Here is a 16,690-nt window from a genome sequence, read left to right as displayed (position 1 = left end):
ATCGGACCTGGAATAGCAAGACACATTCCGCCCCACTCGGTACCGGCCTTCAAGACCGCCTCTATATCGTCGGTCGGCTGAAACCGATATCCCTTTCCAGCCAGCCCCAACGCAATTCTGGAAAGTTATAGATACACCCGCTAAACACTGCGGAATGCTCCGATGCCGCGTCGAGCGTTTCGTCTCACTGGTCTACGTAAAAATTGGCGGGCTCTACTCTTTCGAAAATCTCATGGGATCGACCTATGCCCATTATCGTCCGGTAAATCGGGCAGGCCGCTTTTCAAGGAAATGAGCAACCCCTTCCTTGAAATCCTCACTTGCGAAACTTTTGATCATTTCCTCGTTTCCGACGGCAACGGCCTCGTTTAACGTCTGGAACTCGGCGTTATAGACTTGGCGCTTCATGACGGCCATCGACCGCGGCGAGACATTTTGCGCAAGGTCGGCAGCATAGGCGTTAACGGCGGGCATCAGGGCATCTGCGTCATAGACCTGATTGACAAGACCCAGCCGCAGCGCCTCTTCGGCGGTGACTTTCCGCGATGAAAGCAGCAGATCAAGGGCCGCTGAATGACCGATGAGCCGCGGCAACATCCAGGAGATCCCATGCTCTGCAATAAGGCCCCGCTTGGCAAATGCGGTCATGAAGATCGCCTCACGGCTTGCAAAACGGATATCGCAATAGAGCGAAATCACCATCCCAAGGCCCGCCGCCGGCCCATTAATCGCACCGATTACCGGCTTGCTAAGAGATGGAAAGTAGGAATATTGCGTCTGAAAATCGGCGCGGATAGCGACATTGTAAGCGGTCGTGCCCTGCACGGCGCCGGGTTCGCGTTTCTGCGATCCATCCTCAATACCGCTCAGAATATCCATGTCGGCGCCCGCACAAAATCCGCGACCGGCGCCGGTCAGGATGATCACGCGAACGGCTTCGTCGCTGTCCGCGTCCTCCATGGCGCTTCTGACTTCGCGTTCCATGATCCGCGTCCAGGCATTCAACTTGTCCGGCCGGTTCAGGGTGACCGTGGCGATGCCATTCTTTTTCTCGAAAGTTATATGCTCAAAGGCCATCTCAATTCCCTTTTTTGTTATTCTTGATGGAACGAACAGTTTAGCCGAATTCGGCAGACACGTCTCGCACACTTTAATTCGAATGAACGAGCAGGGCCGCGAACCGCGACAACGCCTCTACCGTTCTTTATTCTGCTTTGCTTTCAAACTATTTAGCGCCTTCGCAAGATCGACGAAGCTGTCGACATCGAAATCGAAACGGACCGGCTTGTCTTCCGGCGGCACACCGGGACCGTATTCGAGGGGCCGGTTGACGTATGCTGTATGAAAACCGGCATTTTTTGCGCCCTGCAGATCCCGCGAATGGCAGGCCACCATCATTATCTGGTCGGGAGGCATCTGCAATAATTCGGCGGCATCATGATAGATCGTCGGGTCGGGCTTTACCTTCTTGAAGAAATCGGCGGAGATGATTCCGTCCCAGGGTAGATTGTTTCGCCGGCTGATATCCAGAAGACATCGGAAATCGCCATTGGAAAAAGGAATGATCAAATAGTCCGCCTTCAACATCGACAGCCCTTCCGGCACGTCGGGCCAGACGTCGAGACGGTTCCAGGCCATGTTGAAATCATCGATTTCCGCGTCGCTTAAACCGCCAACCCCATATTCATCGAGCAAAGCAAGCAACTTCTGTTTGTGAATTTCCGCGGTGGGAACGATCTCCCTCCGGCCCGTCGATATCTCACCAAGCGCCTGAAGATACCCGTCAGTTCGCCACTTTCTGACAAATTCCCCCCAAAGCAGGTCGATGCCGGTCTTCTCCGATATCTTCTCACCCTCTCTTGTCACGGAAGAATACCAGTCCGTCACGGTACCAAAGACGTCGAAGAGGAGGGCTTTTACAGTTACATTAGTCATTATTCGCACCCTTTTTGCCAGCGTAATTGACGCCCTTAAAAGTTTCAACAACAGACGAGGATTTATGATTTGCGGCAAGCTTCCCGGAACGACCGGAAAAGGTCCGGGGCGACCCCCGTTTCACGCTCGAATTCGGGTTTGAAATAATTTCAGACCACATAGAAGAAATAAAAAAAATCGCCAGATAATCGCCGAAGGTCACGTCTCAATTTTGCTGGAAAATCGAATTAAAATTTTAATTCACAAAGCTGTTGGTGGACCTTTTCAACAATTTTGTACAGAATGTTGCCGGGCGCTTAAATAAGAGAGCGACAAGTCGCGATACGCGATAAGTGAATGGAGTTTCGCAAATGAATGAAACAGCAGCCTATGTGCCGCCGAAAGTATGGAAATGGGTTAAGGAGAGCGGCGGACAATTCGCCAGCATCAACCGGCCCATCGCCGGCGCCACCCATGACAAGGACCTGCCGGTAGGCCAGCATCCGATGCAGTTGTACTCCCTTGGAACGCCAAATGGCGTCAAGGTCACCATCATGCTTGAGGAATTGCTGGCGAAAGGCATCTCAGGTGCGGAATATGATGCATGGCTGATCCGGATTGGAAAAGGGGAACAATTCAGCAGCGGATTCGTCAAGATAAATCCAAATTCCAAGATCCCGGCGTTGCTGGATTGTAGCGGAAAGACACCCGTCCGGGTTTTCGAATCCGGCGCCATTTTGCTCCATCTCGCGGAGAAATTTGATGCCTTTATCCCGACCGATCCAGCCAAAAGGGCGGAATGCCTTTCATGGCTTTTCTGGCAGGTGGGTGCGACCCCCTACCTCGGCGGCGGTTTCGGGCATTTCTATGCCTATGCCCCGGAAAAATTCGAGTATCCGATCGACCGCTATGCAATGGAGGTTAAACGTCAGCTGGACGTCCTCGATCGGCAGCTGGCCGATAACAAATACGTAGGTGGGGAAGAATATACGATCGCCGACATGGCGATCTGGCCTTGGTATGGCGCGCTTGTTCTCAACCGCGTATATGAAGCCGCGGAATTTCTCGATGCCGGCTCCTACAAGAACGTCAACCGTTGGACCGAAGAAATCGGCAACCGCGCCGCGGTCAAGCGGGGACGGATGGTCAACCGCATGTCAGGTCCACTGGAAGAGCAACTTCACGAGCGGCATGACGCCAGCGATTTTGAGACAAAAACGCAGGATAAGCTGGAAGCCCTTGAAAACGCGAATTGACGATTCCTGACAACAGGCATCTGCCCGGCAAGTAACGCCGGGCAGGCGCAAATAATTGGGAAGGGAATAATGACCGACAAGATCACGCCGTATGAACATATAAAACTTACCGTCGAAGCGCAGATTCCTCTGGTTCGCGCCATGGAAAAAGAACTCGGCCGGGAGAAGGCGCACGCATTGGTCCGTGAGGCGCTGGACAGCCGGAATCGCAAGATTTCAGAAGCGCGGGCCGAGAAAGAACCGATGACCATTCCGAAACTGGAGGCAGAATTCGCCTCTTTCGGGATTGGCGTCGAATTTGATTTCAATGTCCTCAAGCGGACAGAAGACGAATTTCACGTCGACGTGCATAGCTGCGCCTACACCCGGATGATGGAGGAGTTGAATGCCCGGGATCTTGGGCCTCTGCTAATCTGCAATTGTGACTTTGCTCTCGCGGACGGCCTCGGGTTAGAGCTAAAACGCGAAAAGACCTGTATGAAAGGTGACGGGATGTGCGACTTCCGCTTTCGGAAGACCGCCAGGTAGCCGATCAGTTATCGCCGTCCTTATTTCTGAGTCCACTGCCCGTTTTCACCGAGCAACCAAGTTCCTTTGGGCGCTTTTCTTATAATTTGCTCGGCATAGACCCGCCCTACCTGATCAACACTGACACCTTCCGACTTCGCGCGTTTGACATAAATTGCGCGGCGCTGATCATTTAGGTTTTTCACAAAGGCAGAGGCGGACCCGTCGCGCGCGCGGGCGAAACCGTCAAAAGCTTCACCCACCGCTCCGGATGCTCGAAGGTCGTCAAGCTGATCCGCGCGCGCCGGCGTCGCCGACAGAAGCGGAAGGCTGGAGACAACGGCCAACGAGAAAAACATGCCGCGGAGGATCGTCCGGCGGTTCAGATTCTGATTATATTTTCCATTTGGCATATCAGAAAATTCCCGGATTGTTTGTAATGTCATCTTTTGCCTGTTCCTCGATCTTGAGGCGCACTTCGGCATCAAGCTTGATATTGAGATTAATCGTAATCGGTTCGGGAGGCGCCTCAACCTTCACCGTTGGCGTGCAGGCAACAGCCGCCAACATGACCAGAGCCATGGTTGAGATCATCGGGAGACGTTGTCTTTCCACAGATTTTCCTTCACCCTATTTACCTGTTGCCGACGGTAGCACGGAGCGCCTTTTCCGACAAGAGATAGCCATCGAGAACGGCGTTGAATATCTTGTCCAAGCTCGTCGAAAGATTGATGTTCAAAACGACAGGACGATTATTTTCGACGTCCGGGTTACCGCCTGCGGCATGTAACTTCACGGTATCGTCCCCGCCTTCGGTTTTCATGACTTCAATAGAGAGTTCCGAATAATGAAAATTCTCGAGAATATCCAGCAGCAGCTTTGCCTGATCGCCGCCGCCACCAAGCGCCCGCCGGGCAGCTTCGGAGGTCATTTTCAGGATACCCGGCCCCTCAGCCGCCAGCAATCCGCCATCGACGACTAACCGTTCACCGCCAAAAACAAGCGGGATCCGGCCGCTCACCTTTCCCGTTGCGACCAACTCTTCAACATTACTGAGTGCCATCACTTCTTCAAGATCAAGATGGGTCAATTGAACCTCCACCCGATTGATTTTTGCCCCGGTATCAATAACGGCCTGTTCAATAAACGCAGCACCACCCACAATTCCGGCGGTCAATCTGTCAATAAATAATACGGGAGCGCCATTTTTGGTCAGAACCCGAAAGCGAACGAAGGGCTCTTTAATGGGAATTCCGGCAACTGCACGTCCCGCCGAGATTTCCTGTGCCGTCGCAATGGAGAGCGGGAATATCTCGTCTATATGGATATCGCCGTTCAGCCCGCTAATTTCCCCGCCCGATGATTTAACGGTGACATTGCGAACCCCGATATCCGCCGATCCGTTGAGCCCGCCAGGCGCCCAGTGCAGCTTTGCCGACGGCAATATCCGGCCGTCCACCATAATGTCACCCTCTATCGCGATAAGGTCGCCTGGCTGAAGGCCCTCCTTATCGAAAGTCAGCGGATCTATCTGAATTGCCGCCTCGCCCTTACTACCGGAAAGTGAATGCCCCCCCGTTATATGTGCGAAGGAACCCAGGTAGTCTGACGCGAGCCTGATTGAAAAAAGTATATCATCCTTTTTCAGTGTTGCCGTACCCGTTGCTGTCTGGGTTTCCTTGAAGATCGCCCCCCTTAAAGGCGCAATTCTCAGTCTTGCGATTTCAAGGCTGGCGTCTTCCGGCAGCGAAAGATTACGCAGCATGCCTGAAAATGTCGTGGCAAACGCCTCAATCGACACCGGCTGTCCGTTGATAACAAGCTTGTCGACCTGACCGTTCATCTGGCCGGCAAACGGCTCGGACGATCCGGGTTGCATGCCCTGCAATTGAACTCTAAGACCCGACGCCACAATATCACCCTGCGTCCATCCGCCATCCTTCGCCGCCGCCGAAACGGAGGAGGCAATGAGGGCTCCATCCGCAAGACGGTCAATCTGCGCTTTGGCGGTGACGGTTCCGGAAAAAGCCTCACCGATATCTTTTAAATGACGGGAAAGTGCCGTGAGTGAAATCCCGTCCTTACCGACCCTCGTCTCCGGCAATTGGAGAGAGATCGCGCCGGTCCCCTCGTCCACCTTGTACGTACCGTCGAAATTAACTTCGAGCTTCGACGTGACATCCCGCACCTCCCCAGCGAAGGATATTGCGCGGGCGGCATCCATTTCTCCGCGTGCGGTAAAAAAGAAGGGAGCGAAATCGGGTAATTTTGGCCTGTCCCTGAGCGCGCCTTCCAGTGAAACGAGTTGTAGGCTATCGGCGAAACCGCTCAACGTCGCCGTCGAGCGTAGATTTTCCAATGCATAGCTGCGCCCCCTAAATCCGAGATCGATATTCGTCTCCGTCAGGGTCGCCTCCGCGTTCAGTTCATTATCCTCAAGCGCATAACGCCCCGAAACCTGAATGGGAACCCGGGCGGCGGCCATTTGCCCTTCGGACAGACCAACCGTCAGTTCATCAAACGAAATATCGGCCCTGAAAGTTACCGAGGCGTCGTCCACATCTGCGGCGGCGTTTATGTTGAGACGGCCATCGATTGGCGGCACATCCTTCGCATATCGACTGATATCCGATGGCTGCAATCCGTCCTTGCGAAAAATTAGATCCTCTAATGCCAGCTGCGCGCGACCGGTGTTCGAGGCGATGTCGTAATCGCCTTCAAACTGCATCAGAGATTGCCCCGCCGTCGTTTTGATGATCATCCGGCCAGTCAGATGCTCCCCCTCCAGCTTTCCGGCGCCCGTGAGCAATAGCGGCGCCCAATCGGGAGTGTCCACGGCGTGACTGATACGGCCACCGCCTAGCAAAAACTCGCCTGATCGGGCCGGGATATCGGCGTCTACCGAAAGCACCATTTTCTCGATGAGGATCGGTCCGCCAGCCGTTACGACCCTCCCGTTCAAGCTGCCCTCCCCTTTCAGCATCATTTCCGACGTGATCGCGCCGGAGACAGCCGCCTCAAAAGATTGTTTTTCGTTATTTACGACAATTTTTCCCGCCCTGACGGAGATCGCCGGGAAGGTGCGTTCACCCGCATTCCCATCGCCTTCCAGCGTGCCGTCACCGGCGATCTGACGCAACCTGCCAATGGCCCCGCCATCCGGATCTGACAATTCGACAAAGAGATTTTCGATATCAATCGCCGCCACCTCGCCTTTCAACAAAGCGATAGGTTGATAACGAAGCGTCACATTCTGAAGGGATATCTGATCGCCGAGCAGAAGTTCGGAGATTTGTATCTGGTCCGTTGACACCTCTTTGACCGTCACAGTCACGTCTTCGAAGCCGGCGACAGACAATCCGGTTTTCCCGGCAAATTCGAGAAGGGGCACCCGCATTACATACAGCACGACCGCCAGCGCAAACAGGCACATCAGACCGATGAGAACTGTCCGCCTGTAAAGTTTGGCTTTCGATGCTGACGCCATAGCCTCTCCTCGAATACATTTATCCAATTACATGCAGAGGTTTAAAAGGCAAGCCTTCGAGGAGAGATGCTGTTCAGGGTTTGCGGGCGCGCAAGAGTTACACCCGCGCGCTTGGCCGTCCCGAGACGCGGGCCCACCAGTTATTGATATTGGGGTGATTTTCATCAGGACGCACCTCTACGGCCTTGCCCATCAAGACGGCACATTGCGCGGTGATGTCGGCAACGCTGTAATCATCAAGCGCAATATAGTCCCGGCCATCAAGCGAGGATTCCAGCCATTTCAGCGCCGCTCTTGCTTGATTCTGACAGACTTTCGCATATTCGGGAACCTGTTCACGAATTCCCTTCCACATGGGATGCGAATGAACGAACGCACTCACGAGCGGGAGCAGTAGATAATGTTCCATTCTGCGGTTCCACATCTCGACATGCGCCCGTTCCCGCGCGTCACCGCCCATTAACGGCGGCTCCGGATGGATCTCCTCCAGATAGCGGCAGATCGCATGACTCTCCGATATCGTCGTACCGTCATCCAGTTCGAGAACGGGCATCAGCCCGAGAATATTTTTCTCAAGATACTCCGGCGTCTTGTTATATCCCGTCGACAGGTCGACTTCCATTTTCGGAATATCGAGCCCCTTCTCGGCGACAAATATCCGTACCCGGCGGGCATTGGGTGAAGCGGGCAGATCATAGAGCTTCATGAATATAACTCCTTTTTATTCTTCATCGACAGGCTCAGGCAAGGTTTGGCGCAAATTCCCTCGCATGCCAAATTCCTAGGGCTTACATCTAATGTGATGACGGTTTTCCCGTAACCCACATTATCGGCTTGTTGGGCCAGCGTCTACTCGCAGCTATCGGGATTATCGGTCTTATGCCATTTTCTACGCGCGAGGCCATAATGTGGCGTGATGTCCGGTATGGTCGGCGTCCGACTTCATCGTCGGTCGGACTGTCATCTTGTCACTCATTCTCTTCTTTTCCATTCCAACTTTTCTTAAACTCATCAAGCCGTTTTGGAGGCCGCGTTCATGAAAAAGAAATATGTATCAAGGGCAGAATGGAAAAAGGAGGGCTTCCGTTAAAGTCGGAGAAATTTAAAGGATCTCTATTTTTCAATGTGATAAATCGGCGACCAAATCTCGTTTCATTTCATCTGTCAAAAAATCGGACCTGCGGTAAAGTAAATTACTGTGTCGAACCCGTATCAAGGGAGAATACGAAAATGGAGTTGAAATCAATTCGCGCCGGTGTTCTGGACGTTGCTTATCTGGAATTCGGTCCGGCGGACGGTTGGCCGGTTATCATGAACCACGGATTTCCCTATGATGTTCACACCTATGGCGAGGCGGCGCCCTTATTGGCTAAAGAAGGCGCGAGAGTAATTGTTCCCTATTTACGGGGATATGGCCCGACACGGTTCCTATCACGCAGCACACCTCGTTCGGGCGAGCAGGCAGCGCTTGGCTTTGACCTTCTCTCCCTTATGGATGCCCTGAATCTGGATAAACCCATTGTCGGTGGTTATGACTGGGGCGGACGTGCTGCCTGTATCGTATCGGCCCTCTGGCCGAATCGGGTAACAGCCTTGGTTACGGGAAACTCCTATAATATTCAGGATATTGCGAGCGCGATGGAACCCGCCGCACCGGCCGTTGAAGCCTCGCTCTGGTACCAGTATTATTTTCATTCCGAGCGGGGCATACGCGGTCTTGAAAAAAATCGCGCCGGCATTGCCCGCCTTCTCTGGGAAATGTGGTCGCCGACATGGAAATTCGATGATGCGACCTTCGATCAATCCGCCAAAGCCTTCGACAATCCGGATTTCGTCGATGTCGTCATTCACTCTTACCGTCACCGGTTTGGCCTCGTCGCCGGCGATCCGGCTGTTGCCGCGATCGAGGCGAGGCTCGCAAATGGCCCCGAAATCAGCGTGCCGACCATTGCCATTGACGGAGGCCGGGACGGCGTGAACACGGGCACATCCCATCATAAGAAGAAATTCACCGGCCCATTCGATTATCGCCTGTTTGCCAATGCCGGCCACAATCTGCCGCAAGAAGAACCCGAAATGTGGGCAAAAGCCGTGCTGGATGCCGCTAAGATGGCGCAACAGAAGGATGCCAAACCAACCTGAAAGCGAGGAAAAACCGCCAATTGAATGACGCGCGAAAACAGCAAGAGCACTACACTTTTTTAGATCAGGGAACTCCGGCCCGAAACTAATTCTCTTCGGCAGTGTCGCTACATCTTCGTACAGACACAAAGGATGCGCGCATCAGAGTCGCCGGCCGACGCATATAGATGGCCGCGGCGGCTGTCAAAGTAGATACTCTCGCCTGTTTCGAGAATAACCGGATCCTTGCCCTCCAGTTGAACAATCACCCGCCCCTTCAGGACAAAGAAAAATTCCTCGCCGTCATGGCTGACCAACCTGTCGAAGCGCATCTGCTCAAAGGGTTTTAATGTGCCAAGCATCGGAATCATGGCCTTGCCGCGCAAATGCGGGAACAGCATTTCATAAATATAGTTTTCGGTTTGATGAAAGCTGTGGTCACCCACTCGCGCCAGCGAGAATTCCCCCGGCGCGAACTGCTCGCCTTGTGCCGCGAATAGTTCCGAGACGTCCACGCCGAGCCCCTCCGCCAGGCGGCTAAACCTGTCATAAGTCGGCGCCATCAGGTTTCGCTCAATCTTGGAGACGGTTGAGATAGCCAATCCGGACCGTGTTGCGACTTCCTGTATGGTGAGCCCCTTCCGCCGCCGAATGTCGCGCAGCCGCTCGGCGACGCGCGCGCGGCTGTTCTCGCCATTGGGTTCTTCCTCTGAGTTCGGCAATGTCATGATCAAACGATAATGAATTGCGCGCGGCAAGTCCATATTTTCTAATCGGAAAAATAGTTTTCCGATCGGAAATTTTTATGTTAGTCTTTCCGCCGGTTTTTAATGGGATCGGGCGGCAAAGTGACGGAAAGAAAATTATATAATGTTGCCGTTATCGGCGCAGGCATTGCCGGCGCGTCAGCGGCAGCCGAATTATCAGATGACACGGCGGTGCTATTGCTCGAAATGGAAAACCACCCCGGGTACCATTCGACGGGACGCTCGGCGGCGATGTTTGTCGATACATATGGACCGGCGCCGGTCCGCGCGCTTACTCGGGCCTCATCTTCCTTCTTTGATAATCCGCCGCCCGGATTCGCGGATGTTCCCTTACTCACGGATCGCGGCGTGATCATGATCGCGCGAAGAGACCAGCTTGGGTCTCTCGACCAATTAATGGTCGATCTATCCGACACCGGGAAACTGGATCTGCTCACCGCAGCGGAGATCGAGGCCCGCCTACCGCTTCTCCGGAAGGGATACGCCGCTGCGGGATTCGCCAATGATCGGGTGCGTGACATCGATGTTCATGCCCTCCATCAGGGATATCTCCGAATGTTCCGATCGAACGGAGGTGACATTAAATCGGCTAGCGAAGTTCAGGCGCTTGAGAGGGTCGCGGACCATTGGCTGATCACCACGAAAACCGGCGTTTATGAAGCCGAGACGGTTATCAATGCGGCGGGGGCCTGGGCGGACAGGATCGGAGCGCTCGCCGGTACAGCCAGTATCGGCCTTATCCCGAAGCGCCGGACAGCCATGATCATCGCGACCCCGGACGATGTGCGGACCGATGAATGGCCAATGGTGATCGACATCGACGAACTATTCTATCTCAAACCAGATGCCGGCAAGTTGCTGATTTCACCCGCCGATGAAACGGCAGCAACGCCAAGCGACGTTCAGCCTGACGAAATTGATATCGCGATTTGCGTCGATCGGATTGAAAGAGCATTCGATCTTTCCATCCGGAGAATCGAGAATAAATGGGCCGGCCTTCGCAGCTTTGTCGCCGATAAATGCCCTGTATGTGGATTTGATCAGGAGGTGCCTGGGTTTTTCTGGCTGGCCGGTCAGGGTGGATACGGCATTCAAACCGCTCCGGCACTCGCGAAGGCCGCCGCCCACCTTGTGCGTCGGCGCGCAGTGCCCCCGGAGATACTCGAAGAGGGGGTGTCGCTCGCGGACCTTGCGCCAGGAAGAGACAGCTTGACAGTAAAGCCGCATTAAAACCAGAAACGACAGGAAGAGGAGGATGTCATGAAATTAAAAACACTATTTGCAGGCGTGACAGCGTCGCTATTGATGATCTTCACCGCGCAGGCAGACTGGGCGCCATCGGGGCCGATTACACTTCAGATCGGCTTTGACGCGGGCGGAGAAACCGACACGCTTGGCCGGGTAATTGCCGGTGAAATGGAAAAGCAGACCGGCTGGGATATCGTCGTTGAAAACAAGCCGGGGGGCGGCGGAATTGCAATGTTTACAGGTCTTGCGGTTGCCAAGCCGGACGGTCAGACACTCGGAATGGGCGTCAATATGCCGATCCTCGTAAATCTGGTCCTTCGGGGGGACAAGCTGCCGTTCAAGCTCGACAGTTTTGACTATCTTGCGACCGTCGCAAGGGCACAGGTGGCGATTGTTGCGAAATCCGATGCGCCCTTTGACGACCTCGCTGGCCTTGTCGAATATTCCAAGGCGAACGGCGGCGCGCTGGTGGCCTTCGACGCAAAGCCTCAGGAGCTTTTGATGAAGTATGTGGATGCCGAGGCGGGAGCGGGTTTCAAGCTGATCTCCACCAAGAGCAGCGCTGAAGCCCTTCAGAACTTGCTGGGCGGTCACGTCGTTGCGTCCTTCGCGGCGGGCGCGCATATTCCCTATATTGAAAGCGGTGATGTCAAAATGATCGCAAGCGCCAACGCAACACGTCATGGCTATGCGGCGGAAACACCGACCGTCGTGGAGCAGGGGTACGAGATTTATGTCGACCCGTACTTCTTTATCGCCGCGCCTGCCGGATTGCCATCCGACGCCAAGGCGGCCCTTGCGGCGGCATTGCATAAGGCGATCACGTCCAATGTCGCGAAAAAAGCCATTGTCAATTCCCTGAAGACGGACCCCAGTGATCTCGGACCCGACGGCACGCAGAAGATGCTTGTCGATGGCGTCGGAAATGTTAAGAAGCTTTTCGGGAAGTAATTTGACCCTGAGACCGCCGCATCAGATATCGGGGTGGCCTCTGGTTTTACGAAAGGGAACGGACTGTTGCTGCTCGATCGGCTTTCCGGGATATTTTTTGCCGGTTTGGGCCTGCTCCTCTACTTCGTGATCATCCCGGAGCAGACGGAAGCAGTGGATTATGGCTGGATGAGGCCGCAGTCCGTTCCGAATGCCTGCGCACATTTGTTGCTATTTCTAGGCATTGCGCAGGCCGCATTTCCGCGTGGAAACATTTCCATCGACTGGCGTGAAATGCTGAAGGCGTGCGTTTTCGCAGCGATTATGGCCATCGCTATATGGCTAATGACACAATTTGGATACTTGCTGGCAGTCCCGATATTCGCCGGATGCCTTATGCTTTTGGTCGGCGAACGGCGGCCGGGCTGGCTGATCGGCGGCGTAATACTTCTCCCGCTTGCCATATGGCTGATCGTCGTGCCGCTTCTTGGGCGCCCCTTGCCATGAGGGTCCTAAAAAATGATTGATGTCAGCATCATCCTGGCCGGCCTCGGCGATGCCTTCAGCTTGACCAACCTTCTATTCGTCGTCGCGGGCGTTGCCATGGGGCAATTCGTCGGCGCGCTGCCGGGTACCGGACCGGTGATGGCAATGGCCGTTGCCATTCCTTTCACGTTCGTTCTTGATCCATTGGCGGCTATTGCGTTCCTCGTTGGGGTCAATAAGGGCGGATTGTTTGGCGGCGCCATTCCGGCCATCCTGATCAATACGCCTGGAACGCCCGATGCCGCCGCCACTGCGCTTGACGGTCATCCCCTCGCCCGCAAGGGAAAACCGGTGAAAGCGATGAAGATGGCACTTTTTTCGTCCGTTACCGGCGACACCTTCAGCGATATCGTGCTGATCACGATCTCGGCGCCGCTTGCCGTTGTTGCCCTTAAAATGGGACCGGTCGAAACCTGCGCCCTGATGATTTTTGCCTTTTCGATCATTGCCGGGTTGATTGGCGATTCCCTGATCAAGGGACTGATTGCCGCTGTTCTGGGACTATTTTTCGCGATGGTCGGGCTCGACCCCGAACACGGGACCCCGCGCCTTTATTTCGGTTACTTCGAACTTTTTGACGGACTACCGCTGACCGCCGTCGCCATCGGTATGCTGGCGGTCGCGGAGATTTTCCGTCGTCTCGCAAATATCGCCGGTCGAATAAAGCCGACGATTTCCATCCCGGAAAAGCAGGAAAAGAAAGATAAAAATGTCAGTTGGGCGGAATACTGGTCCTGTCGATATACGATGCTGCGCGGTGCGGTTATCGGCACCCTACTTGGCGCCATACCCGGAATCGGGTCAACAGCGGCGGCTTTCATGAGCTACGCCTCGACCAAGCAGGCCTCAAAGGAACCCGAAACTTTCGGCAAGGGAAATATTCAGGGTGTCGCGGCGACGGAATCGGCGAACAGCGCTGTGATGGGAGCCAACCTTATTCCACTTTTGGCGCTCGGAATTCCGGGGAGCATTGGCGCCGCGCTTCTCATTTCCGCCTTTAAGATTCACGGCATCCAGCCGGGCCCGTTGTTGTTCGAACAGCAAGGCCGGCTGATTTACGGGCTGTTTGGCGCCATGATGATGGCCAATCTGATGAACCTGCTGATCGGGCAGGCCAGCCTCAGGCTATGGACCAAAATTATCTCCGCGCCGGAATCCCTGGTGTTTTCGTCAGCACTCATCCTTTGCATCACGGGCGTATATGTATCGACCGGTGGTATTTTCGGCGTCGCCGTCATGCTTGTGTTCGCTGTAATGGGTTATCTCATGAACCTGTTTGGTTATTCGGTCGTCATATTCATTATCGCCTTTTTTCTCGGCGACAAGTTCGAACTCTCCCTCTCGCAAACCCTGGTCATTCTGGATGGCGATCTGCTGGCCGTCATTCACTACCCTGTCGCCCTTGCGCTGCTTATGCTCGCCCTCGTGTCGACCTGGTGGCTTGGCATTCATGCTCCTCGAAAAAGCCGCCGCCAAACACGCGATTCCTCGCTTGATTAAAGAAAGCCATATATCAGGAAACGCCCCGGTGCCGTTGCTGGGGCGTTCAGGACTATCATCTCGTCCCTATTCCTTGGGTTCCCAATATTCCATCGCGTCCAGCTTCATTTTCCGCTTTTCATCGTTCGGAAGCTTGAAGTCGTAGCCGAAAGTCGCCGCTTCCCATGAGCCATACATGGGATTCGCGACGGTGATCCATTTTGTGCTCCAATAGTCATTGTAGGTATCGATAAGGGCCGCCCGGTCGGCGACGGTCGCATCTCTGGCTTCGACGAAATCGCCAAGGTTATCGCCGATAATCAGGGCGACACGGTAATCCTTGGCGACATAGGCGCGCCGCGAAGTTTTATCCGAGCCCCACTCCTCCTTTTCACCGCGGACAAGAATAGTATCTATCTTGTCGTTCACATAGTACCCCAAATCAACCAGGTTTTTTCGCGTGCCTTCCTCTTCGCCGGCCTTGCGGTTGGAGACATAGAATATCTCGACTCCCTTCGAGCGGGCATAATCAATGAATTCTTTAGAGCCGGCTATCGGCTTTGAGATCGCGGAATTGACATAAGGCGCCCAGGTTTTTGAACTGTAACTCGCATTAGCCTTGATAAGCCAGGCTTCATAGGCGGTGTTATCCAGCACTGTTTCATCTACGTCGAGAATTACAGCGACAGGCTTTTCCTGATAGGCTTCCCCCTGCTCAGTCGCCGCCGTCCAGTTTTTATCTTCGAGTGCCCGGTCAAGCATGATTTCCGCGAGTTTATAGGCGGCAAGGGATGTTGCCTTGAACTCCACGGAAGTTTGCGTCCATAGGGTCGCATTCACCAGATCATTTTCTTCTGCCTGAGCGGGCGTCGAGATCGCCGTCAAACCGGCAACCACGAGACCTGTCAGAATACCACGCGCAGCAAAGTCGATATTCATTGGATAACTCCCCTTCAGAAAATTGAGATGGCATTGCCGAAGGATGAAATGACGAACCCGCGGTTTGCCGAAGCATCTATTTCGTCAGAAAATCGATAACGGCACAACATAATTTTTCTGTAGGGCCGCGACCTTTAAAACTGAAGGAAGGCGCGCCCGCCCGTATTGCAGGTGACCGCACAGCAACTGGCAGGGATGATTACAACCATCATTGAGGGCGGGTTTATCATGGCGAATGCGATGGGTGACCCCACCTGGCTGCAAAGGCAGATCGCGGAATATCGCAATTATCTGCATCTGCTTTTCGAAATCAGGAATAAATCATAGAATCTGTGCTAATCTGACTGTCGAATTAATAATAAAAAATGGACGACATGACCTCCAACAATGCCCATACCGACGAAATAACGCGAAGGCTGACGGAATTTGCCAAATCGGAAATCCGGCCGCGGCGTGAAACGCTCATATCTTCCGGTAAGTTTCCAAAAGATCTTTGGACAGCGTTTGCCGCAAGTGGCCTCGCCGGGCTGACCGTTCCCGCCGAATTCGGTGGCCTTGGCGCTGATTACACATATGTTTCGAAGGCTGGTCACTTGCTGAACCGCATCGGCGGAGTGCCGGGCGCAGCGATGATGTTCATGTCCCACTGGCTGATCACCCGGCTGCATATCGCGGGAGATGCACCTCCGGATATTAAAGAACGGCTGTTGCCGGAACTTTCAAAAGGCGACAAGACAATCTCTGTCGCCATATCCGAACCAGGCGCCGGCGCCCATGCGAAATTTCTTAAAACCACGGCCAGACGTGATGGCGACATGTTCGTAATTAATGGGGAGAAGGCCTATCTCACCAATGGTCCGATTGCCGATCATTTTATTGTGCTTGCCATTACCAAAGAAGAAGAGGCGCGCAAGGAATTCAGCGCAATTCTAGTTCCAGCCACGACCGACGGCCTTCACAAAACGGAGGGCGTCAAAATCGACTTCCTTCACCCTTGCCCGCACGGTGGAATAACAATGAAGGACTGCCGCGTTCCGGTCGCGAATATGATCGGCACCGCGGGCAAGGCGTTTGCCCGAACCTCCTTGCGTATGCGGGCAATCGAGGACGCCGTCGGCGCGGGCGGCCAGGTCGGATCGATGTTTTGTCTGTTGGATGATATCGCAACGGATGCCCCCGAAGCGCTCGCGGCGGATATTGGCGCGGTTGCGACGAAGCTGCTGGCGCTTGACGTGATTGCATCGCGCCTCGCCGTCATGGCCGATGAGGCGGGTGAAAACGTTCAGCTCTTACTGGAACTCCAGCTCGGGTTTCATCAACAATGTCAATCCTGCGCGAACTCCTTCGGGGACCTATTGGAAAAGATGCCGGCGCCACGACGGCCCGAGGTTGATCTTCTCTATCGTGATATCACAAAATCTCTCAATATCGCGCGCAACGCTCACGCCGTACGTCTGACCAAAATCGGACGGGCACGCATGAATAAGTGATCCTCC

17 protein-coding genes are annotated in these 16,690 nt (G+C 54.2%); 9 read left to right on the top strand and 8 right to left on the bottom strand.

Going from position 1 to position 16,690, the window contains the following annotated elements; genetic code table 11:
- Window positions 1–252 precede the first annotated feature (252 nt).
- Together GQF03_RS05235 and GQF03_RS05230 are read right to left on the bottom strand one after the other, a co-directional pair.
- Window positions 253–1,077 carry an enoyl-CoA hydratase gene (locus GQF03_RS05235; RefSeq protein ID WP_161338167.1) on the bottom strand — a complete coding sequence of 275 codons (825 nt, stop codon included), beginning with the start codon at window positions 1,075–1,077 and terminating at the stop codon, window positions 253–255.
- 117 nt (window positions 1,078–1,194) lie between these two features.
- The gene (locus GQF03_RS05230) at window positions 1,195–1,935 is read right to left on the bottom strand and encodes a haloacid dehalogenase type II (RefSeq protein WP_161338166.1); all 741 of its coding nucleotides are present in this window, start codon (window positions 1,933–1,935) and stop codon (window positions 1,195–1,197) included.
- 350 nt (window positions 1,936–2,285) lie between these two features.
- On the opposite strand from GQF03_RS05230, the gene yghU reads away from it, so the two are divergent.
- Complete coding sequence (gene yghU, locus GQF03_RS05225) at window positions 2,286–3,170, top strand: glutathione-dependent disulfide-bond oxidoreductase (RefSeq protein ID WP_161338165.1); 885 nt, start codon at window positions 2,286–2,288, stop codon at window positions 3,168–3,170.
- A gap of 69 nt (window positions 3,171–3,239) precedes the next feature.
- Window positions 3,240–3,698, top strand: coding sequence for an L-2-amino-thiazoline-4-carboxylic acid hydrolase (locus GQF03_RS05220; RefSeq protein WP_161338164.1), 459 nt, complete (start codon window positions 3,240–3,242; stop codon window positions 3,696–3,698).
- A 20-nt stretch (window positions 3,699–3,718) separates the two neighbouring features.
- Here the strand turns inward: GQF03_RS05220 and GQF03_RS05215 are convergent, their stop codons facing one another.
- From GQF03_RS05215 to GQF03_RS05200, 4 genes are all read right to left on the bottom strand, one after another.
- Entirely contained in the window at window positions 3,719–4,090 is a 372-nt protein-coding gene (locus GQF03_RS05215; RefSeq protein WP_206376434.1) for a YdbL family probable chaperone protein, read from the bottom strand.
- A 1-nt stretch (window position 4,091) separates the two neighbouring features.
- Complete coding sequence (locus GQF03_RS05210) at window positions 4,092–4,292, bottom strand: YnbE family lipoprotein (RefSeq protein WP_206376435.1); 201 nt, start codon at window positions 4,290–4,292, stop codon at window positions 4,092–4,094.
- A 19-nt stretch (window positions 4,293–4,311) separates the two neighbouring features.
- Window positions 4,312–7,164 carry an intermembrane phospholipid transport protein YdbH family protein gene (locus GQF03_RS05205; protein WP_161338163.1) on the bottom strand — a complete coding sequence of 951 codons (2,853 nt, stop codon included), beginning with the start codon at window positions 7,162–7,164 and terminating at the stop codon, window positions 4,312–4,314.
- Between the two features lie 97 nt (window positions 7,165–7,261).
- Window positions 7,262–7,870, bottom strand: coding sequence for a glutathione S-transferase family protein (locus tag GQF03_RS05200; RefSeq protein ID WP_161338162.1), 609 nt, complete (start codon window positions 7,868–7,870; stop codon window positions 7,262–7,264).
- 524 nt (window positions 7,871–8,394) lie between these two features.
- Here GQF03_RS05200 and GQF03_RS05195 point away from each other — a divergent pair.
- Window positions 8,395–9,306 carry an alpha/beta fold hydrolase gene (locus GQF03_RS05195; protein ID WP_161338161.1) on the top strand — a complete coding sequence of 304 codons (912 nt, stop codon included), beginning with the start codon at window positions 8,395–8,397 and terminating at the stop codon, window positions 9,304–9,306.
- Between the two features lie 107 nt (window positions 9,307–9,413).
- Here GQF03_RS05195 and GQF03_RS05190 read toward each other — a convergent pair whose 3' ends face one another.
- Complete coding sequence (locus GQF03_RS05190) at window positions 9,414–10,043, bottom strand: helix-turn-helix domain-containing protein (RefSeq protein WP_206376436.1); 630 nt, start codon at window positions 10,041–10,043, stop codon at window positions 9,414–9,416.
- A 90-nt stretch (window positions 10,044–10,133) separates the two neighbouring features.
- Between GQF03_RS05190 and GQF03_RS05185 the strand changes: the two genes are divergently transcribed.
- Genes GQF03_RS05185 through GQF03_RS05170 form a run of 4 tightly spaced genes read left to right on the top strand, consistent with a single transcriptional unit; the run spans window position 10,134 to window position 14,276 of the window.
- On the top strand, window positions 10,134–11,282 hold the full coding sequence (locus tag GQF03_RS05185) for an FAD-dependent oxidoreductase (RefSeq protein WP_206376437.1): 1,149 nt from the start codon (window positions 10,134–10,136) through the stop codon (window positions 11,280–11,282).
- Window positions 11,283–11,312: 30 nt separating this feature from the next.
- Complete coding sequence (locus tag GQF03_RS05180; protein ID WP_161338159.1) at window positions 11,313–12,251, top strand: tripartite tricarboxylate transporter substrate binding protein; 939 nt, start codon at window positions 11,313–11,315, stop codon at window positions 12,249–12,251.
- A gap of 33 nt (window positions 12,252–12,284) precedes the next feature.
- A complete protein-coding gene (locus GQF03_RS05175; protein WP_161338158.1) occupies window positions 12,285–12,737 on the top strand; it encodes a tripartite tricarboxylate transporter TctB family protein in 453 nt (150 codons plus the stop codon).
- 12 nt (window positions 12,738–12,749) lie between these two features.
- Window positions 12,750–14,276, top strand: coding sequence for a tripartite tricarboxylate transporter permease (locus tag GQF03_RS05170; protein WP_161338157.1), 1,527 nt, complete (start codon window positions 12,750–12,752; stop codon window positions 14,274–14,276).
- Window positions 14,277–14,342: 66 nt separating this feature from the next.
- On the opposite strand, the gene GQF03_RS05165 is transcribed toward GQF03_RS05170, so the two are convergent.
- The gene (locus GQF03_RS05165; RefSeq protein WP_161338156.1) at window positions 14,343–15,194 is read right to left on the bottom strand and encodes a 5'-nucleotidase, lipoprotein e(P4) family; all 852 of its coding nucleotides are present in this window, start codon (window positions 15,192–15,194) and stop codon (window positions 14,343–14,345) included.
- Between the two features lie 195 nt (window positions 15,195–15,389).
- Between GQF03_RS05165 and GQF03_RS19000 the strand changes: the two genes are divergently transcribed.
- Window positions 15,390–15,521 carry a hypothetical protein gene (locus GQF03_RS19000; protein ID WP_277346494.1) on the top strand — a complete coding sequence of 44 codons (132 nt, stop codon included), beginning with the start codon at window positions 15,390–15,392 and terminating at the stop codon, window positions 15,519–15,521.
- A gap of 38 nt (window positions 15,522–15,559) precedes the next feature.
- The gene (locus GQF03_RS05160) at window positions 15,560–16,684 is read left to right on the top strand and encodes an acyl-CoA dehydrogenase family protein (protein ID WP_161338155.1); all 1,125 of its coding nucleotides are present in this window, start codon (window positions 15,560–15,562) and stop codon (window positions 16,682–16,684) included.
- The last annotated feature ends 6 nt before the right edge of the window (window positions 16,685–16,690 follow it).

It is taken from the genome of Sneathiella chungangensis, from assembly GCF_009882935.1.
GTDB lineage: Bacteria > Pseudomonadota > Alphaproteobacteria > Sneathiellales > Sneathiellaceae > Sneathiella > Sneathiella chungangensis.
Note: the sequence above shows the minus strand (reverse complement) of the source record. Positions and strands in the feature narration are given on the sequence as shown.